We start from the raw sequence: 20,072 nt of genomic DNA on the forward strand, positions 1-20,072 counted from the left end.
TCAAAGCATAAATTTGATATAATGAATAGCTGATGGATAGATTTATTTGATTATTAAAAAAGGCTTTGATTTGGTTTTAGAATTTGTTTTTAAGTATGCAAGTGATAGTGATGTTTTTGTATATCTTTTGAGGTATTATGCCAAAGATTTTTCTTATGAACTTCATCAAGATGATGAGGAAATTATCTTTAAAATACAAGCTGAGCAAGAAAAATTGCTCGAGTTTTGCACGCTTTTAGAAAGGATTAGTAATTCTGTTTTTTTAGGTCAATTTGAGATAAAAGAATCCTCGCAAGAATTTAAGCAAAATAAAACAGAGCCAAAACCCTTGATCAAAAAAGACTTTTTAAGCTTTTTAAACTCAAATGCTTACTTAAATGCCAAAGAACTTGTAAAAAATGAATGGGACGAGTTTGTCAATATGCAAATAAGCCTTAGCAACGATAAATTTGAAATCATAAACACAAATTCTTTTTTTGAGCTTTTGCAAAAAAGCTTTGACGCACTTATAGGGCAAAAAAACATTTATATACAAGATGATAAAGGCATTTATGAGCTAGGTCTTTTTAAAAAGAGCGTTGATTTTAGTTTTCTTATGCCAACTGATATTAAGGCTATCAATGTAGCTTTTTCTTGCTCAAATGATACACTAAAACTTCTAGCAAGCATAGAAAAGCCCTTGATGAGCTTAAGATTTAACAAAATTTTTAAGCAAAATCACGAACTTGAACAAAATCAAATCGATGTTAAATTTGCTGATAATCTTTTTTTATTTGCACTCACTCAAAAGCTTTTTGAAAGTGGATATAAGCTTTTGGGCTTTAAAAGACTGAGCCATAAAAAAGATGAATTTAAGATTTTGGAGTGTGAGGGCAGAATGCTTGTTTTAAAAGGCTTTGATTATATTTTGCCTCAAGCTAGAGAGCTTATTTTTTCAAAAGAGGATAAAAATATGGCGAGGCTTTCTTACATAGGAAGTAAATTTAAGCAAGAAAGCCTTATTTTAGAGCTTAGCAAAGATTATACAGATATTTTACTTGCAAATAAAGAGCAAAATCTTTTAAAACTTAATTTAGCAAAGGATTCAAAAGCACTTTATGAGGATATTTGTGCTGATGAGGTGGGTAAAAAACTTTTATCAAATTTTGCTAAAAATTTCCCACTTTTAGAAGGTGAGTTTGAGCTTAAAAATAACTTTTTTTCACTTCTTGGTTTAGTGGGTATGACTTTGGGTTTGGGTAAAAATGTGAAAAAGAGTGCTTTAGAGCTTTTGCGTTTAAGCGATGAAACGAAAATGCCTCGTGGGGTAAAGATTGATTATCGTTTGAAAGAGGATAAAAGCTTTGATTATGCTAGAACGCTAAGGTCTGTTATGAGCTTTATGCTAGCAGGTGTTGAAAATACAAATATAGCTTATGGAAGTGTTGAGAGTTTAGCTCTTTTTTTAAGAGATAGCTATGATGAGCTTTTAGCTAAAAAACAGGTGCAAATAGCTGTAGTAAGCGGCTCTTTGTTCGAACACAAAAGCTTACTTAAAAATGTTTTAAAGCATCTTAAAAATTGCAAAATAAGCGATGTGCCTCTTTACATATAAATTTCAAATTTCAGGGCTCGTTCAAGGCGTGGGCTTTCGCCCTTTTATCTACAATCTTGCCTTAAAACTCAAGCTTTGTGGCAAGGTGTATAATGACAGCAAAGGCGTTGTTATCATTCTAACTTGCGATGAATTAAGCTTAACTCATTTTATAGAGCAAATTTATCAAAATTTACCCCCTTTAGCAAGGATAGAAAGCTTAGTTTATGAAAAAATAGCTTTTAAAGAATTTAAAAGTTTTTACATCGCTTCCTCAAAACACAGCACGAAAACAAGTCCAATGCTTAGTGATTTTGCTTTATGTAAAGAATGCGAGGCTGAATTTTACGACCCTAAAAATCCACGCTTTCATTATCCTTTTATCACTTGCACACATTGTGGGGTGCGATTTGGTATTATTAAAAATTTGCCTTATGATAGAAAAAACACGACCATGAGTAAATTTATCATGTGCGATTTTTGCAAAAGTGAATATAGCGATCCTACAAATCGTCGTTTTCACGCTCAGCCCATATCTTGTCCTAAGTGTGCTATTAAAGTATCTTTAAAAGATAATCAAAAAAATATTCTAGCAAATGATGAGTTTGCTTTTAAAGAGGCTGCAAGGCTTTTAAAAGAGGGAAAAATCCTTGCTATAAAGGGTATGGGTGGATTTCATCTTGTTTGTGATGCTTTTAATGAAAAAAGCGTTAAAGAATTAAGAGTGCGTAAAAATCGCCCTAAAAAGCCTTTTGCATTAATGTGTAAGAATTTAGAACAAGCCTTAAATTTAGCCCATATTAGCGAAAAAGAACAAGAGCTTTTACAAGGAAAATTAAAGCCCATAGTTATTTTAAAAGCAAAAAAAGTTTTTTCTCAAATTGCACCTGATATAGATAAAATAGGCATTATGCTAGCTTATACGCCCTTTCATCTTTTGCTTTTTGAGTATTTTCAAAATCCAATTATTGCCACAAGTGCAAATTTAAGCGGAGAAAGCATTATTTATCAAGATGATATTTTATTTGAAAAACTTCATCAAGTTTTTGATTTTGTTTTAGATTATGATAGAGAAATTTACAATTCAAGCGATGATAGCATAGCTCAAATTATAGGAGAGGATACAATGTATCTTCGCACCTCAAGAGGGCTTAATCCTGCGTATTTGCCTTTTAAAAGCTCATATTCAAAACAAGCTCTTGCTTTAGGCTCTGAACTTAAGAATGAATTTGTAGCTTATTATGATAATAAGCTTTTAATTTCTGCTTATATAGGGGATTTAAAAAGCGTTGATGTGCGTGAAAGATTTACAAAAACTTTGGATTTTTTCGTGCAAAATTATAATTTAAATTTTTCTCAAATTCTTAGCGATAAGCACCCAAATTTTAGCTATGTGGCTGAGTTTAAAGACTATGAATGCCTAAAGGTTCAACATCATTTTGCCCACATTTGTGCCACGCTTTTTGAATATAAAATTTATGATGAAGAGGTTTTAGCCTTTGTATATGATGGCACAGGCTATGGTGATGATAAGAGTATTTGGGGTGGAGAAATCTTTAAAGCCAATATGAAAAAATATGAAAGAATAGCTCATTTTAAGCCCTTTAAACTCATAGGAGCGGATATAAAAAATATCCAAAATCTTGCTTTAGCTCTCATCTTTGAATACGAACTTTTTGATGAAGCAAAGCATTTTTTAGAAAAAATTGACACAAAAACCTTGCATAACGTGAAAAAAATTTATACACAAAGTAGTTTAAAAACCAGCTCTTTAGGACGGATTATCGATGCTTTTGGAGCGATTATCTTTGATCAACAAAGGCTTGATTATGAGGCTCAAATCGGACTTTTAATGGAAAAACACTATGATTTTAGCCTTGATTTTTCTTATAAATTTGAATGTTTTGAAAATAAAATTTGCGTAAAAAATGCTCTAAAGCAAGTTTTAAAAGATCGTTTTGATAAAAACAAAGCTTGCACAGGCTTTTTAAATGCTTTGGCTGATTGTATCATGAGCTATGCAAATGAAAATTTAAAGGCTCTTAATCTTAAAGAAGTGATTTTGTGTGGTGGGGTTTTTCAAAACAAAACCTTACTTGAAATTTTAAAACGCAAGAATTTTAAATTTAAAGTGCCTTTAGCTTTTCCACCAAATGATAGCTCTATAGCATTAGGGCAAATGGTGCATTTTTTGTGCAAATTTTAAGACATTTTTTTTGTTTGTGCAAATTTTACAGCCATTTTTGCAGCTTCTTTATAGCTTTTGGTGTTAATCTTTGCGTTTTTGTAGGCTATATCAAAGGCTGTGCCATGATCAACGCTTGTTCTTATGATGGGTAAATTTAAGCTTACATTAATGCTTTTTTCAAAATATAAGGCTTTTAAAGCCGCTAAGCCAAGATCGTGATACATGCAAACTAGGCGGTTACAGCGTTTGAGCGAATTTTTAGTAAAGGCACTATCGCTAACTAGAATTTCTTTAAGATAAATTTCTTTATATTTTGATAATTTTTTAAGCTCATCAATCAAATTTTCATCTTCCAAGAGCTTTTTAAAAAGGCTCTTTTTATCTTTGAGTTCCATTTTGCTTAAAAACTCACTTTGTTTTGTTCTAGAGGAGTTTTTAAAGGCAAGATAAGCATTAGCTATTTTGATAGCTTGTTTCATGATCTTTTCTTCTTCCCCACCTATAGCTCCAAAATCAGAAGCGTGGGGATTAAAACCAAGCACACCAACCTTTTCAAAGCCTGTATTTAGAGCAAAACGGGTTAAAAATTTACTCAAAGGCTCAAGGCTTATTCGTTTGCTTACTTCTTTAAGGGGGATATGCTCGGTAAATAAGCCCACAAAGAGCTTTGAACACCCAAGCATCATGATCGCCTCTCTTTTAAAAAAATCACTCAAAGCCTGAGTATGCCCTTTATACTCTATATGAGCTTCTTGCCACGCCTTTTTGTGTATGGGCAGGGTAAGCAAAGCATCAGCAAAGCCTTGATAAGTGAAATTTGAAGCTGCTTTGAAACTTAAAAAACTATATAAGCCACTTTTTTTATCGATTTTAGAGGGAGTGATCTTAAAATCACTGCTTACTTTCATGCCAAGCTTACTTTTATAGTTAAGGATAGTGAAATTTTTATCTTTTTTAAAACTTAGCTCATTTTTTAAATCATCTTCAAAATGCACTAAATTTAGCTTCTCAGCCTTAAGTCCAAGCTTTTTTAAGCCTTGTTGCAAAAGATTTTTATGTATAAAATAAAAAGGCTCGCAAAATTTAGAAAGTTCTTTGTGAGTTTTTAGCAGAAGTTCTAAAGAGATCCCATTGACATCGCCTACACTAATAGCTATTTTTGTTTTCATTTCATACAAGCTTTCATTTCAAGTATAGCTTCTTTTAAGCCCACAAAAACAGCTCTTGCTATGATACTTTGACCGATATTGAGTTCGCAAATGCCTTGAATTTGAGTGATGAGATGAACATTTTTATAGTTTAAGCCATGACCTGCTGCTACTTTTAAACCCAAACTTTGAGCAAGCTTCGTAGCCTCTTGCAATCTTTCAAGCTCATCATCTAAGAGCTTTTGAAGTTTTGTTCTTGGAAGATCTAAAGCTGAAATTTTATAAGGGGTTTTGAGTATATTTGTATGTAAGGCACTATAGATATTTGCAAAATGTCCTGTGTGAAGCTCTATAAAATCAGCCTTTAAAAGCTGGGCTTTTTTGATATCCTCAGCATTTGCGTCTATAAAAAGTGAAACTTCTATATCATTTGCGTGCAAGGTTTCAACTACTTTTTGAAGCTTTTGAGGCTCTATTTTTAAGCCTCCTTCTGTGGTTAGCTCTTGTCTTTTTTCAGGAACTAAGGTTATGCGAGAGGGTTTTAGCTTGCAAGCAAGTTCTATCATTTCTTTGCTTGCTGCACATTCTAAATTCACGACACAAGGACAATGTGTTAAGATATCTTCTAAGTCTTTTTCATGTGCGTGGCGTCTATCTTCTCTTACATGAAGAGTGATTTGATCACAATGCTTTGAAGCAACAAGAGCAGCTTCAAGAAAATTTGGATCATTAATCTTTCTTGCTTCCCTTAAAACAGCTATATGATCGATATTCACACCTAAAAACATGCTTTTCCTTGAAATTTTTTGCTATTATACTCAAAAAAGTTTAAAGGAAAAGAAAATGCTGGGCATTGATCTTGGTTCAAATACCTTAAGAGCTGTTTTAATGGATACAAATTTAAATATCTTACAAGAAGATGAGTTCATCATCTCTGCAGCTAAAAATTTAAATGAAAGTGGAAAAATAGGCACTCAAGCTATAGAAAAACTCAAAAATGCTTTAAAAACTATGCAAGAAAAAGGATATGAGCTAAGAAGTGCTAAGGCTGTAGCTACAGCAGCTTTTAGAAGAGCAAGCAATAGCTTGGAAATTTTTGAGACTTTAAAGAAAGAATTTGGGATTTGCTTTGAAATAATTGATGCAAAAACAGAGGCAAAACTTAGTATCTTAGGTATGCAAAATGCTCTTTTGAGACTCAATTTTTTAGAAAAAAACTTAGCTTTTTGTGATTTGGGTGGTGCTTCTTGCGAGCTTTCCTTTGGCAGAAATTATGAAAGTTTTGATTTTGGTATCATTACCTTTTATGAAAAAAGTCGCACTCTAGAGCAAAATTTAAGTAATTTTAACTTCAAAAAACTTCTTAAAAAATCAAATTTCTTGCAAAAATGTAAGGATAAAAAGCTTAAGCTTCATTTTATGATAGATGATAAAAGGCTCAAAGATCTTGCTTTTAAAGCCTTTGATGAGGTAAGTTTAGCTAAAAAGCATTTAAGAAAATTTAAGGGAAAAACCATAGTTTTAAACTCTGGAGTTCCTACAACCTTGCTTGCTCTAAAGCAGGGCATCATGTATGAGGACTATCAGGCAAGCTTTATCAATGGCAAGTGTTTAGTTTTGAACGATTTTTTAAAATTTGGTTTTAAACTTTGGAAAATGGACAAGCTTTATGCTAAAATAGCAGTAGGACACAACCGCAAAAACTACTTAAGTGCTGGTTGTTTCTTGTTTTACGCACTCTTTGATAAGTATAAATTTGTCGTTGTTGATGAGGGTTTAAGAGAAGGTATTTGCGTAAATGAGTTCAATCAAAGGAGAAAAAATGAGCGTTAAGGCTAGAATTTTAGATGAGATCAAAGAAGCTATGAGGGCTAAAGACGAGTTTAAGCGAGATAGTCTAAGGACTTTAAACGCAGCTTTTAAGCAAGTAGAAGTTGATGAAAGGGTGGAACTTGATGATGAAAGGATTTATAAGATCATCGCAAGTGAGATCAAAAAACGAAATGATGCTGCTACTCTTTACAAACAAGGAAACAGAGAGGATTTAGCGGCTAAAGAACTAAAAGAAGCTGAACTTTTTGCTTGCTATCTACCAAAACAACTTGATGATAACGAGCTTGAAACAGCCCTAAAAGCCTTGATACAAGAACTTCAAATCACAAGCCTTAAAGAACAAGGCATTTTGATGAAAGAAGCAAAGGCTAAATTTGGAGCAAGTGTTGATGGAAAAAGGCTTAATGAAATGGTGAGAAAGCTTTTGACTTAAGTTTATAAAAATTTATTATTAAGGAGTACTCATGAAAAAATTTGGTATTAAGTATAAATTTTTGGCTCTTGCTTTGGCTATTGTGTTTATCGTTGGAACTATATTTACGCAGTTCTTCCTTAATAATGAAAAAATTAAAGGCTTTTTAGAGCGAACAACTTATGAAATTTATCGCGTTCAGATTAAAGAAAAAGTCCGTCTTTTAACAGAATCTATGGCTGATTCTTTGGGCAGTGTCTTAAGTGGTGCTGATGAAGAAGATCAGATTAAATTTATAGCTAAAGCCATAGAAACTTTTAGATATGAAGAAGATAAAAGTGGGTATTATTATGTTTATAAGAAGACGACAGCCGTAGCTCACCCTGTAAGAAAAGATCTTTTGGGCAAGGATTTGGCTGAGGCTAAGGATTCTGATGGTGTAGCTTATGTGAGTGAGTTATATAAGCAAGCGAAACAAGGTGGAGGCTTTGTAACCTATAAATTCACTAAACCTCAATCTGATGGGACAAATATCATTGCTGAAAAAGAAAGTTATGCCATGTTGATACCTAATACCGATGATATTTGGATTTCAACAGCTGTTTATACGGATACCTTGCAGGATTTGGTAGCAAAGGAGGTGGCTTATATCATTGATCATATCAATTCAAGTTTTTACTCAGCTTTTGCAGTAGCCGCTACATTTTTAATCATTTTTATGCCTCTTGGAGTTTGGTTTTATAGGACCATAGTTCGTTCTATAGAGCTTATTTCTAGAAATTTAAGTGAGTTTTTTGATTATATTAATCATAAAAAATCATCAGTTTCAATCGAACTTATCAAAACTAAAGATGAATTTGCTCATATGTCTTTGATGATTGATACAAATGTAAGAAACACTCAAATACATTTAGAAAAAGATAAAAATATGGTAAATGAAGTTTTAAATGTTGTAAGACAAGTAGAAAGTGGAAACTTGGCTATTAAAATCACTCAAGATCCTGTTAATCCTGAATTGATCAATCTCAAAAAAGCATTTAATCAAATGCTTGAAATTTTACAAAATAAAATTGGAAGCAATATGAATGATCTTAAACGCGTTTTTGATTCATATAAGAGTTTGGATTTTACTACTGAGATAGACAATGCAAAAGGAGAAGTGGAGCTTGTAACTAATCTTTTGGGTCAGGAGATCAAAAAAATGCTTGCAAATTCTTTGCAATCAGCACAAAGTTTGGTTCAAAATTCAAATGAGCTTAAAGATTATACTTCAAATATGCTCACACAAAACAAAGAGCGAGCCGTAGCACTTCAAAACTCAGCAGCCACAGTAAGCCAGATTAACTCCTCAATGCAAAGCATTGCCACAAGAACTCAAGAAGTAAGCTCAAAGGCTGATGACATAAAGGCTATTGTTACAGTCATTAAAGATATATCAGAGCAAACCAATCTTTTAGCTCTTAATGCAGCTATAGAAGCTGCTCGTGCAGGGGAGTATGGCAGAGGCTTTGCTGTGGTTGCTGATGAGGTAAGAAGCTTGGCTGAAAGAACTGATAAATCCTTAGGAGAAATAGAAGTAAATATCAATGTCTTAGTGCAAAGCATAAATGATATGAGTAATTCTATACAAGAGCAAGTTCAGGGTTTAGGGCAAATTGATGAAAGTGTCAGCAATCTAGAAAATTTAATGCACAAGAGTGCTGACATAACAGAAAAGACAAATCAAATAGCCATAAGGGTTGATGATATTGCTCAAAATATCTTAGAAGATGTAAATCAAAAAAGAATTTAAACTTTGTTTTTAAATGCTTTTAAATTATTTGAGAATTTTTTAAAAAAATTCTCATTTCTTATATAAATGATAGAAAGGTAAAGATGCAAAAGACTAAGCACAGCTAAAAAATAAAGAAAATAATTATTATCATATGTATGGGCTAAGCCCAAAAAGCTTAGAAAAAGAATGAGAGCGAATATATTTTTCTTTGACTTGAAAAGTAAAGAAAAATAGCAAAGCACATACATAAAAATCAAAGAGAAAATGAAAGCTAGAATTTCTACTATAATCTTCATTTCCATTATGACAGCTCAAACACTTCCCTGGCAAAAAGGACCATCCTTTAAAGATTATCCTCCAAACTGGATACATTAGCATAGCTTGTATAGGTATAACTTACCCCTGTTAAAACTCTTAAAAGCATAGAAAGTGGACTTCTTGTCTCAACCTCAGCATAAGGACAAGAACTTGCATAAAGCAAACAAAAAAGACTCAAGCATAAGAGAAAAAATTTCAAATTTTCAGCCTTTAGTTGATATCAATTATCTTAAAAATTATAACAAATTGAAAAGTTATTGTCAAACTAAATTTTTAATCTTGCTTGCATTCTTGCTTCCACAAAGAGCTTCAAGCTCTTTAAAATCAGCCTTATAAATATTTTCAAAGTCCCCAAAATAAGCTAATAATTTTTGCAAAACTCCCTCGCTAAGCCCCAAGCCTTTAAGCTTTGAGCTTTGTAAATCTTGCTTTTTCTTTGTGTGTTGATGAAAAGAGATTGCAAAGCGATGCGCCTCATCACGCAGTTTTTGTAAAAATAAAAGCCTCTCATCTTGCACGCTTAAGCTAAACTCGCCCCTTAAAGAATGAATTTTATCCCTAGCAAAGCCCTTTGCCCTGTGAGCCTTTGCGTCAATTTTTTCCTTTGAAATGGCTAGTATATCGATATTTGCTCCGCTACTTTTAGCAATTTCATCAGCAAGTTTTAGTAAAGTTTTGCCTCCGTCTATGAGCCACAAATCAGGAGCTGGATTTTTTTCAAAGTTCATCGCTCTTTTAGTTAAAAGCTCTTTCATTTGCTCATAATCATTATTATGATTTAGATGAAAATGCCTATAAGCAGCCTTTTGAAAGCCTTTTTCATACACTATCATAGCCCCAACAATAGCCCTTCCTTGCATATGAGAATTATCAAAAACCTCTATTCTTTGAGGCAAATGCTCAAGCTCAAAATAAGATCTAAGCTCATTTAAAAGAGAACTTTCCTTGTCCTTGCTTTGATTTTTGATCATTTGCTTAGCATTTTGAAAGGCTAGATCACAAATTTTTCTTTTTTCGCCTATTTTTGGAGCATTTATGCTGATTTTTTTCTCAAATCTTTGACAAAGCAAATCCTGCAAAACCTGCCTATCCTCAAAGTCTTCATAGATAAAAATTTTATTTGAACTCAAAGGCGTATCTATGCTAAAACTTTCAAGTATGAATTGCTTATAAGCTTCGTTTTTATCAAATTCTTTCAAAGAACTTAGCCTATGATATACGCTGATGATTTTGCCGTCTTGAATCACAAAGCGAAGGGTGCATAAAAGCTCATTTTCAAAAGCTAAAGCAAAGATATCAAAGTCCTCAAGCCTTGCTATATCAAGTTCTATTTTAACTTCTAAATCTTTTATGGTAGCGATTTGATCTCTTAGCTTGGCTGCTTCTTCGTAGTTTTCATTTTTAGCAAGCTCAAGCATGGAGTGTTCTAAATTCTTAATCAAAATGCTAGGATTTAAAAGAGCCTTTGTAGCCCTTTGTAAGATCTTTTCATATTCAGCCTTTGAAATAAGCCCAGCACAAGGAGCAAGACAGCGAGAAATTTGGTAAAAAATACAAGGCTTATCACAGCTTTGCTTTTGCTTTAAAGGATAGTAAAAATAAAGGGCGTCTAAAAGTGCTTTTGCTCCTTTAAAAAAGGGACCAAAATACTTGATCTTAGGCTTTTTAATGATCTTTCTTGTGATCTTAAATCTTGCAAAATCCTCTTCAAAATCAATATAAATATAAGGATAGGTCTTATCATCTCTTAATAAGATATTGTATTTTGGGTGTAATTGCTTGATAAAGGAATTTTCTAAGATGAGAGCGTCAGCTTCTGAGCTTGTGTTGATAAATTCCAAATGCACAGCCTCAGCGATCATTTTTTGAATGCGTAAGGAATTTTTAGAACTTGCGTGCAAGCTTGGACTAAAGGCAAAATAAGAGCGAACCCTTTTTTTAAGATCCTTTGCCTTGCCCACATATAAAAGCTTATTTTGAGCGTTAAAAAATTGATATACTCCGGGTGTATTAGGCAGGCTTTGAAGCTCTTTTTCAAGCAAGCTTTCAGGCTTTTTTTGCATCTTTGATAGCCTTTCTTAGCTCTTCAAATTTTTGGGCTAAATTTGGATTTTCAAAGGGATTTTTGAAAGTTCCATTGCTAAGCTCTAAAAAGGTATTTTTTTGAGGATTATTTTTAACGCTTAGCGTTTTTGAGAAATTTCTATCCATAAAAATTTTTATTTCTTTTACCGAAGAAAATGGACTTAGAGGGTTTTTTTGAGCATAAAGCTTGATGAGGAATTTAAGATTAAATTTAACATCATCATGATTTAATTCTTGTGCGCCACTTGAACTTTTTGTAAGTATCATTAGGGTATAATTATGTATAAAGATTTTTGAGATAAGTCTTTGGTGCGAAGCACTCATCATGACATGTAAAAAATCTTTATAAAAAATTTGATTTTTCAAGGGCGTAAAATGTTTTTTTTGCATAAGCTGAGCGATAGCGCTTGAGGCGGTGTTGATTTGAAATTTATTTCGAGTTTTTTTCATGTGTTTATTATAGCATATGTATGTTTAATTTTCGTAGCTTGTGGATATAAGGCAAATCCTTTTTATGAGTTAAAAGATGAAAATGCAACCGTGATTGATAAGAGAGTATATCAGGATTTAAATCGTTGGTAGGATAAGGAAAAAAAGATGAAGAAAGTAGATATTTTAGTTTTAGACTTTGGTTCCCAATACACCCAGCTTATTGCTAGAAGGCTAAGAGAGCAGGGCTTTTATGCTGAAATAATGCCTTTTAATGTAAATTTAAGCGATATCAAAGCCAAAGAGCCAAGGGGTATCATTTTAAGCGGAGGCCCAGCTAGTGTTTATGCTAAGGATGCGTATTTTTGCGATAAGGGTATTTTTGACTTGGGCTTGCCTATTTTAGGCATTTGTTATGGTATGCAATTAATGGCTCATTATTTTAAAGCAAGGGTTGCACCTGCAGGGCATAAAGAATATGGCAAGGCTCAAATATACCTTAAAAAAGATAGTGCTTTGTTTAAAAATTTGCCTAAAAAGCAAATCGTTTGGATGAGTCACTCTGATAAGGTAGAAAGCTTACCAAAGGATTACGAGGTGCTTGCCACAAGTGAAAACAGCGAGTTTTGCGTATTTGCAAATGAAGATCTTAACTTTTATGCCTTGCAGTTTCACCCAGAAGTTGAACACAGCGAGTTTGGAAAAAGCATATTAAAAAATTTCGCTAAATTTATTTGCAAGTGTGAAAGTTCTTGGAATATGGGAAGCTTTGCTAAGGAGCAGATTAAAAAAATCCGCGAAGAAGTAGGAGCTTCTAAGGTGCTTTGTGCGGTAAGTGGGGGCGTTGATAGCTCTGTGGTAGCTGCTCTTTTAGCAAGTGCTATTAAGGATCAAGCTATCATAGTCTTTGTTGATAACGGTCTTTTAAGAGCAGGAGAAAGGCAGCAGGTTGAGTTTATGTTTAAAAACACTTTAGGCATAAGCTTAATCAGCCTTGATGCTAGCAAGCTTTTTTTAAGCCGTTTAAAGGGTGTGCTTGATCCTGAGCAAAAAAGAAAGATCATAGGAAAGACCTTTATCGAGGTCTTTGAAGAAGAGGCTAAAAAACACAAAGGCGTTAAATTCCTAGCCCAAGGCACGCTTTATACTGATATCATTGAAAGTTCGGTTATCGGTGCTAGTAAGACCATAAAATCACATCACAATGTAGGAGGCTTGCCTGAAAAGATGAGCTTAAAATTAATCGAGCCTTTGAAAGAAATTTTTAAAGATGAGGTGCGCTCTTTAGGGCTTGAACTAGGGCTTAGCAAGGAAGTAGTTTTCCGCCATCCCTTTCCTGGTCCAGGTCTTGCTATTCGCATTATGGGCGAGGTAAATGAGCAGGGCTTAGAGCTTTTAAGAAGAGCTGATACTATCTTACTTGAAGAGCTTAGAAGTAGCGGCTGGTATGATAAGACTTGGCAGGCTTTTTGCGTGCTTTTAAATGTAAAAAGTGTCGGCGTAATGGGTGATAACCGCAGCTATGATAATACAATTTGTCTTCGCGTTGTCAATGCAAGTGATGGAATGACGGCTAGCTTTTCGCATTTGCCTTATGAGCTTTTGGAAAATATTAGCCGCCGCATAATAAATGAGGTTCAGGGGATAAACCGCGTGGTTTATGATATATCAAGCAAGCCACCAGCTACGATAGAATGGGAATAATGGATCAAAGTTGGCAAAGATTATATGATGAAGCTTACAAGGCTTTAAAGCCTCATAGGCTTTCATCAAATTTTAAAGTAAACTGTAAGCTTGCAAAGTAGCAAGGGTAAGATCTATGTGGGCGTGTGTGGATAGTGCATGGGATAGCGAAGTGCTATTTTTAGTATGCTTATCATTTTTTTGTATTTGGGGTGAATATGAGCTTAGGCGTATCCTAGCACTTGATAGCGACAAAACCTTGCTTTCTCCTTGTGGAGCTTGCAAAGAGTTAATGATCCATCATGGGCTAAAAAATACAGCCAAATAGAGATCATGCTAGAAAATGAAGAGATATTAAGCGAGCTTATGCCAAAGTCTTGGTTTTAGCCTTGAAAGTTTATTTTTTACAAAAATATACAAAAGCAGGCGGAATATTTTGCCAAATTGTTTTTGAAATTTGAACTTCTTTAAAAAGTTTAAATAGTTTTTGTCTAAAATTTTTAGCCTTAAGTGTAGGTAGGATATAAGCAAAGGTTCGAAATTCTCCATTTTCAGCTAAGCTCTCATAAATCACTTGCAAAAGCCTTTCTTGCTCTATGTCCTTAAGCATAGCCCAAGGAATTCCACTGATAATGAGGTTTGCATGAGGCATATTTCTTCTTTCTAGCATTTGCTTTAAAGACTTGGCATCGCCTACTTCTATATCGATTTTGCCAACTTTTTTTACTAAATTTATTGCCATGGTTTGATTGATCTCAACAGCAAAAAAATTAGTATTTTCTTGTTTTTGCTTGAGTATGTGTCTTGTGAATGCTCCTGTTCCAGAACCTATTTCTACTATATTAGAAGCTTTTTTTAAATTTAAATCTTTTGTAATAACAAGACCAAGTTTTTGAGAACTAGAACATAAAGCTCCTACGCGTTTGGGGTGTTTTATGTACTGGTAAATAAACATAGTATTTTATTTTCCTTTAAAATTTCAATGATAATTTTTTCGACGAAATAGTATAATTCTTTTGTGAATTTAAAATGAATTTTTATAAAAAATATAAAAATTTATAGTTTTTTTATGAAATAAAAGTTACAATCTAGAGCTACAAAAGCTTTAAGGAAAGAAATGCACGGAAAAATAATGGTATATATGGATTCCACTGGGCGTGGAACTGTTATGGATAATGCAAAGATTTTTTTTGATTTCAATGGGCAAAGCTGGCATGATAAAAAAAGTATGCCAAGTGTTGGAATGCTCGTTGAATTTCGTGCTGATGGAAAACATATTACGGGTATTCGTCCATCAAAATTTCAAGAATTTAAAGAGGGTGATTTTATCACTGAACAGGATTTTTTTAGAACTGCCGGAGATGAAGAGCTTGAAGACTTACAAAACTCACGCAGAAGTGCTTATATCACTCAGCTTTTTAGAACTATTGATTTTGATACAATGGATGCTATCCCCTTATCTCTTACTATCCCTCAGGCTATACAGAAGTATTTTTCAGGAGAAATTTTAGCCGTAGAAGCCTTAAAGGTTAGCGTTGATAATATCAAAGATGTTCCTTGTGTGCTTGATTATTTTATCGTAAAAAGATTTTTGATCAAGGCTTTTGATACCTTGCTTTTTATGGATAATTCCATAAATCAAACCCAATTTGCATCTATTCGAAGCATTATGATGCACCTTGAAAACTCATATAATGACATGAGAGATAAACAAAAGCTTTTGAATATAGTAAAAATTTTTAATGAAACCTTTTTGTCTTTGCAGTGTCATTATCAAGCCCTAGCTGCGACTATTGATCAACGCAAAAACCGCCTTGCTTCTTGTAAGCACCAGCTTAAAAGCACTCAAATGGAACACAAGCTTGAAAGTTCAAAGCCAAAGCCTGATGCGGAAAAACTTCAAAAAAAACAAGAAAGAATGGATGAACTTTTAAAGGAAATTAACTATTTTGAAGAAACCTTAAAAAAATTAGAAGCCTTAAGGGCTGATTTTTATAAGAAAAATTACGCACTTTTTGAAAATGCTTTTAAGCTTTCAAGAGAAAAGCTCTTTCATAAAATCGTTACAGGGCTTAATATGTGTGCGACTATTATGGATAGATATATTTGGAATATAGCCTTAAAATCTTCTGGGGTTAAAAATTCATATTTTACAAGAAATAATATAGAAAATTCATTTTGTGTGATTTCTTTTGCTGAACTTTATCTTAGTCGTTTAGATAAAAGCTCTTTAAATCCAACTGATCAAAAACTTTTAGCTTATGTGCAAAAAATCACAAAAGAACACAGAAAAAAATTCCTGGTCGTTACAACGGATCTTGATTTGCTTACAAAAATAAAGATTCAAGTTTTTACACTCAATCCTTACTTTATCGTAAAATACGCTCCCAAAAAGGTTAATTACCAATCCTTAATGCGTGATAATAATTTTGATATGGTATATTTGGATGAAAAAAATCTTTGGGAAAAAACAGCCGATGTCATATTAGAGGGTAAAAATTTTGACAGACAAGGTAAGACTAAATTTAAACTTCTTTGATTTTGCATTAATCTTTAAGCTTTAAAAAGTTATAATACTTACGCCTGAATGGCTCGTCTAGCGTTAAAGAGGATCCAACACATTATTATTTTACTGCGAGTGTGCTATTACAATGTGTCTGTGGCGTCGTTTGAGCTTTGAAAAAAGCGAGAAGTTGTAGCCTTTAAGGATAGCCTAGCGGTATGCTTTGATCTTTTAGGGTCAGTGCTTGTGCAAACGACCATTTGGGTTTTTAGGAGTTAAAATGAAGATTTTAATTTTAGGTAGTGGAGCTAGAGAATATTCCATAGCTTTAGCTTTAAAAGCTGAGGATAGGGAGTTTTTTTTCGCGCCCGGAAATGGTGGCACTTTAAATTTGGGGAAAAATTTAAGCTTTAAAACAGATGAGGAGCTACTTTTCTTTGCAAAAAATGAAAAAATTGATTTGTGTATCGTTGGAAGCGAGGATTTTTTGGCTCGTGGTATAGTTGATCGCTTTGAAAAAGAAAATTTAGCTATCTTTGGTCCAAGTAAATCAGCCGCGAGACTTGAAAGCTCTAAAGTTTTTATGAAAGACTTTTTAAAAAGACATAATATCAAAACAGCGCGTTTTTTAAGCACTAGGAATTTAGACGAGGCAAGTGAGTTTATAAAAAAATTAAATCCTCCCATAGTCGTAAAAGCTGACGGACTTTGTGCGGGAAAAGGCGTGATTATCGCACAAACTAGCGATGAAGCTTTGCAAGCAGCTTCAAAAATGCTAAGTGGGAAAAGCTTTGGCGAGGCTGGAAAAAGCGTAGTGATAGAGGAGTTTTTGCAAGGCTTTGAGCTTAGCGTTTTTGCTGTTTGTGATGGGCAAGATTTCGTGCTTTTGCCAGCAGCACAAGATCATAAAAAATTGCTTGATCATGATGAGGGTCCAAACACAGGAGGAATGGGAGCTTATGCCCCAAGTACCTTAGCTGATGAAAGGCTTTTGGAAAAGATAAAAAAAGATATCATCATTCCAACACTTAGGGGAATGAAAGCTGAAAACAACGAATTTAAAGGTGTTTTATTTGCTGGCATTATGGTTGTGGATCATGAACCTTATGTTTTGGAATTTAATGTGCGTTTTGGAGATCCAGAGTGCGAAGTTTTAATGCCCTTGATAGAAAACCCTTTAGAGCTTATCCTTGCAAGCGTTCAAAAAAGACTTAAATATACAAACATTGTCATTAAAGATGAATTTGCTGTAGGCGTGGTATGTGCAAGTAAGAATTATCCCTATAAATCAAGCGATAAAGAACTCATTGATATAAAAGATATACCAGCTCGCACGCATCTTTCTTATGCTGGAGTAAGCCTTGAAGATAAGAAGCTTTATGCAAGTGGAGGTAGGATTTTGGTTTGTGTTGGAGTGGGTAAGAGCATAGAGCAAGCCCAAAAAAATGCTTACAAGCTTTGTGAGAATGTTTATTTTAAGGGCAAGCAGTTTAGAAAAGATATAGCAGCACAGGTGCTTCATGGATAATGATTTACTTTCAAGACTTGATAGAGAGGGTTTAAAGATCGCGAGTTTTACAAAAAGAGTGCTTGCGTATTTTATCGACAATATTATTTTAAGTTTCATCACTATAGCCATACTTTTTAACCAAATCATCAATGCAAAAGATGAATTTGAAGTTCTACTTATAGTGCAAAATTTTCTTTATGGACTTATCTTGCTCCAGTTTGCTTATCATAGTATTTTTACTTATTTGTATGGAGCAAGTATAGGAAAGATTATTTGCAAAATAGCCATTCTTGATGAAAATCTCCTTGATAAACCAAGTATAGCTCAAAGTATGATCCGCTCTATCGTGCGTCAGTTGAGCGATATGGCTTTTATGCTTGGTTTTGCTTGGGCTTTAAGTAATGATGCAAGAAAGACTTGGCAAGATTATGTAGCAAAAACTGTGGTGATAGAACTTGCGTAAAGCTCTGCTTTTTTTTACCTCTTTTTTTAGTTTATATGCAACTCCTCAGCAAGTAGATTTTTATACAAGTTCGGCTCAAAAAAGTGGCGATATTATAAGTTCAGATTCTGAAGTTTTAGTATTTTCAGATGAGTATTTTATCAGTGCAAACAAGGCAAAATACAACGATAAAACCAAAGATATAGAACTTTTTGGAAATGTCAATGTCTTAAGAGGCGAAAAAGAAAAGATCAATTCTTGCTATGCTAAGGTAAATTTAAACTCCAATGAGGCTGATTTTGAAAACTTTTTTTTTGCAAATAACGATATGGAAGTTTGGTTTCAAAGCGGACAAAGTTCGCTTGATGATAAATTCTTCACAGGAAAAAACTCAAGCGTTTCAAGTTGTAATGTAGAAAATCCTGATTGGCAGATTAAATTTAGCAGTGCAGATCTTAACAGAGATACCCAGTTTCTTAATGTCTATAATGCTAAATTTTATGTAAAAAATGTGCCTATTTTCTATCTTCCTTATTTTGGTTTTAGTGTAGATACCTCAAGACAAACGGGGCTTTTGATACCAAAAATAGAGCTAAATTCAAATGATGGTTTTTATTATGAACAACCAATTTACATAGCAGCATATGATAGCTGGGATCTAGAGCTTGACCCTCAGTATAGAAGCTCAAGAGGTTTAGGATCGTATACGACTTTTAGGATTGTTGATTCAATGTATTCTAATGCCGAGTTTAATACAGGATATTTTAGGGAACAAAATGCTTATTTTAAAAAGGAGCAGTTAAAAAATAAACAACATTTTGGATTTGAATTTAAATACCTAAGAACAAATCTCATCAAGGATTTTTTCTCAAACAATTTCCAAGAGGGTTTGTGGATAGATGGAATTTATCTTAATGATGTGGATTATCTTAATTTAGGGCGTAGGGATTATAGGGATTTAACCTCTTTGGCAACTTCTAAATTTAATTATTTTTTAGCTGATGAAAATAATTATTATGCCATGTATTCCAAGTATTATATAGATACCTCAGTAGCAAATAACAAAAATACGCTTCAAGAATACCCCTCATTTCAGTATCATAGATTTTTAGATGGCATTTTTAACAACTATATCCAATATTCATTTGATGCTAATTTTCATAGGTATTATAGAGAAATAGGCACTTATGCAAACTACATGGATTTTGACCTTCCGCTTACTTATCATATGGGTATATTTGATGATTTTTTGCATTTTAAATTTAGTGAAAGTTTGCATTATTCTATCGCTCATTATGCTAACCGTCCACAATACCAAAAAGACAAAGAATACCGCTTTGAAAACTCCCACACCTTTTATCTTTATACCGATCTTTCAAAGCCTTATTCTTATTTTTACCATAGCTTACATTTTGGAGCTGAGTATTTTTTAACGGGTGCAAAATCAGGCGAAATCACTGAGGATTTTTTAAAAACCAACACAAGCCCACAGGATTTTAAGCTCAAAGCTGTGCAGTATTTTTATAACAACAAGGGTGAAAAGAAATTTAAACATAGGCTTAATGTTAATTATGACATAGATATCACAAGTTGGGATAAGCTAAATAATCTTGTTGAGTATTATTTGAGCCAAAATATCACTCTTTCAAATGAGGCTGAGTATTCTTACATACAAAGACGCTTTGTCAAGGTTTTAAGTGGCATTGATATTGATTTTAACCGCTTTAACTTAAATTTCTCTCATGCTTATAAATACGATAGTGATTTGTCAGTGCGTCAAAATGGTGTCATTTCTCAAGCACCAAAATACAGCTTTATAGGAACTCAGGCAAATTATTCTTATAATGCAAATTTTAATTTCTTTTCAGGTATTTGGTTTGATACAAATAGAGCAAATATTAATTCTTGGGAGCTTGGCTATACCTTTCAAAGAAAATGTTGGAATTATTCTTTAATGTATAGAGAAAGGATAGATCCTCAGCTTACAAGTGCAGGTATCAAGGCAAAAAACAAAAGTGGGGTGTATTTTGTTTTCAATCTCTATCCTATAGGAGGTGTGAAGTATGACTTTGCCTTAGAAGAAAATGAAAATGCTGTAAATTCTTTATAAGTTCTATTTAAGAAAGGTTAGCCTTTTTTAGCTATAACTTATTATCAAAGATGAAAAAAGGTGC

At 33.3% G+C, this 20,072-nt stretch carries 17 protein-coding genes and 1 pseudogene; 12 read left to right on the forward strand and 6 right to left on the reverse strand.

Features of this window, described 5'->3' with window-relative positions; translation table 11 throughout:
* Positions 1-70: 70 nt before the first annotated feature.
* Both DMB92_RS05920 and hypF read left to right on the forward strand, forming a co-directional pair.
* Entirely contained in the window at positions 71-1,594 is a 1,524-nt protein-coding gene (locus DMB92_RS05920; RefSeq protein WP_142682134.1) for a hypothetical protein, read from the forward strand.
* Positions 1,575-3,779 (forward strand): carbamoyltransferase HypF, encoded by a 2,205-nt coding sequence (hypF, locus tag DMB92_RS05925; protein ID WP_142682135.1) that lies wholly within the window; start codon positions 1,575-1,577, stop codon positions 3,777-3,779. The genes DMB92_RS05920 and hypF overlap by 20 nt, the downstream gene beginning before the upstream one ends.
* Here the strand turns inward: hypF and pdxA are convergent.
* Both pdxA and DMB92_RS05935 read right to left on the reverse strand, forming a co-directional pair.
* Positions 3,776-4,930: a 4-hydroxythreonine-4-phosphate dehydrogenase gene (gene pdxA, locus DMB92_RS05930; protein ID WP_142682136.1), complete on the reverse strand. Its 1,155-nt coding sequence runs from the start codon at positions 4,928-4,930 to the stop codon at positions 3,776-3,778. The genes hypF and pdxA overlap by 4 nt on opposite strands.
* Positions 4,927-5,697, reverse strand: a complete 771-nt coding sequence (locus DMB92_RS05935; protein WP_142682137.1) for a pyridoxine 5'-phosphate synthase — start codon at positions 5,695-5,697, stop codon at positions 4,927-4,929. Before DMB92_RS05935 ends, pdxA begins: the two co-directional genes overlap by 4 nt.
* A gap of 55 nt (positions 5,698-5,752) precedes the next feature.
* Between DMB92_RS05935 and DMB92_RS05940 the strand changes: the two genes are divergently transcribed.
* The 4 genes and pseudogenes from DMB92_RS05940 (at position 5,753) to DMB92_RS09550 (ending at position 8,946) form a co-directional block, all read left to right on the forward strand.
* Positions 5,753-6,742, forward strand: coding sequence for a Ppx/GppA family phosphatase (locus tag DMB92_RS05940; protein WP_142682138.1), 990 nt, complete (start codon positions 5,753-5,755; stop codon positions 6,740-6,742).
* Entirely contained in the window at positions 6,732-7,175 is a 444-nt protein-coding gene (locus tag DMB92_RS05945; protein WP_142682161.1) for a GatB/YqeY domain-containing protein, read from the forward strand. Before DMB92_RS05940 ends, DMB92_RS05945 begins: the two co-directional genes overlap by 11 nt.
* Positions 7,176-7,206: 31 nt before the next feature.
* Positions 7,207-7,809: pseudogene (locus tag DMB92_RS09545) on the forward strand (cache domain-containing protein); the annotation flags it as partial.
* Positions 7,810-8,430: 621 nt separating this feature from the next.
* A complete protein-coding gene (locus DMB92_RS09550) occupies positions 8,431-8,946 on the forward strand; it encodes a methyl-accepting chemotaxis protein (RefSeq protein ID WP_409513399.1) in 516 nt (171 codons plus the stop codon).
* Positions 8,947-9,271: 325 nt separating this feature from the next.
* Here DMB92_RS09550 and DMB92_RS09175 read toward each other — a convergent pair whose 3' ends face one another.
* The 3 genes from DMB92_RS09175 to DMB92_RS05960 all read right to left on the reverse strand — a co-directional run bounded on the left by DMB92_RS09175 (position 9,272) and on the right by DMB92_RS05960 (position 11,781).
* Entirely contained in the window at positions 9,272-9,445 is a 174-nt protein-coding gene (locus DMB92_RS09175; RefSeq protein WP_185900171.1) for a hypothetical protein, read from the reverse strand.
* Positions 9,446-9,506: 61 nt separating this feature from the next.
* Positions 9,507-11,309, reverse strand: coding sequence for an excinuclease ABC subunit UvrC (uvrC, locus tag DMB92_RS05955; RefSeq protein WP_142682140.1), 1,803 nt, complete (start codon positions 11,307-11,309; stop codon positions 9,507-9,509).
* On the reverse strand, positions 11,293-11,781 hold the full coding sequence (locus DMB92_RS05960) for a hypothetical protein (RefSeq protein WP_142682141.1): 489 nt from the start codon (positions 11,779-11,781) through the stop codon (positions 11,293-11,295). The genes uvrC and DMB92_RS05960 overlap by 17 nt, the downstream gene beginning before the upstream one ends.
* Before the next feature lie 147 nt (positions 11,782-11,928).
* Between DMB92_RS05960 and guaA the strand changes: the two genes are divergently transcribed.
* The gene (gene guaA, locus DMB92_RS05965; protein WP_142682142.1) at positions 11,929-13,464 is read left to right on the forward strand and encodes a glutamine-hydrolyzing GMP synthase; all 1,536 of its coding nucleotides are present in this window, start codon (positions 11,929-11,931) and stop codon (positions 13,462-13,464) included.
* Positions 13,465-13,579: 115 nt separating this feature from the next.
* Positions 13,580-13,771, forward strand: a complete 192-nt coding sequence (locus tag DMB92_RS05970; protein WP_142682143.1) for a hypothetical protein — start codon at positions 13,580-13,582, stop codon at positions 13,769-13,771.
* A 69-nt stretch (positions 13,772-13,840) separates the two neighbouring features.
* Here DMB92_RS05970 and DMB92_RS05975 read toward each other — a convergent pair whose 3' ends face one another.
* Entirely contained in the window at positions 13,841-14,398 is a 558-nt protein-coding gene (locus DMB92_RS05975) for a class I SAM-dependent methyltransferase (RefSeq protein WP_142682144.1), read from the reverse strand.
* Positions 14,399-14,560: 162 nt separating this feature from the next.
* Here DMB92_RS05975 and DMB92_RS05980 point away from each other — a divergent pair, with 162 nt between their 5' ends.
* The 4 genes from DMB92_RS05980 to DMB92_RS05995 all read left to right on the forward strand — a co-directional run bounded on the left by DMB92_RS05980 (position 14,561) and on the right by DMB92_RS05995 (position 20,008).
* Positions 14,561-15,982, forward strand: a complete 1,422-nt coding sequence (locus tag DMB92_RS05980) for a hypothetical protein (protein WP_142682145.1) — start codon at positions 14,561-14,563, stop codon at positions 15,980-15,982.
* Between the two features lie 244 nt (positions 15,983-16,226).
* Positions 16,227-17,474, forward strand: coding sequence for a phosphoribosylamine--glycine ligase (purD, locus tag DMB92_RS05985; RefSeq protein WP_142682146.1), 1,248 nt, complete (start codon positions 16,227-16,229; stop codon positions 17,472-17,474).
* On the forward strand, positions 17,467-17,919 hold the full coding sequence (locus DMB92_RS05990) for an RDD family protein (protein ID WP_142682147.1): 453 nt from the start codon (positions 17,467-17,469) through the stop codon (positions 17,917-17,919). The genes purD and DMB92_RS05990 overlap by 8 nt, the downstream gene beginning before the upstream one ends.
* The gene (locus DMB92_RS05995; protein WP_260604764.1) at positions 17,912-20,008 is read left to right on the forward strand and encodes an LPS-assembly protein LptD; all 2,097 of its coding nucleotides are present in this window, start codon (positions 17,912-17,914) and stop codon (positions 20,006-20,008) included. The genes DMB92_RS05990 and DMB92_RS05995 overlap by 8 nt, the downstream gene beginning before the upstream one ends.
* Positions 20,009-20,072: the final 64 nt, after the last annotated feature.

The sequence above is a fragment of the Campylobacter sp. MIT 99-7217 genome (assembly GCF_006864365.1).
Lineage (GTDB): Bacteria > Campylobacterota > Campylobacteria > Campylobacterales > Campylobacteraceae > Campylobacter_D.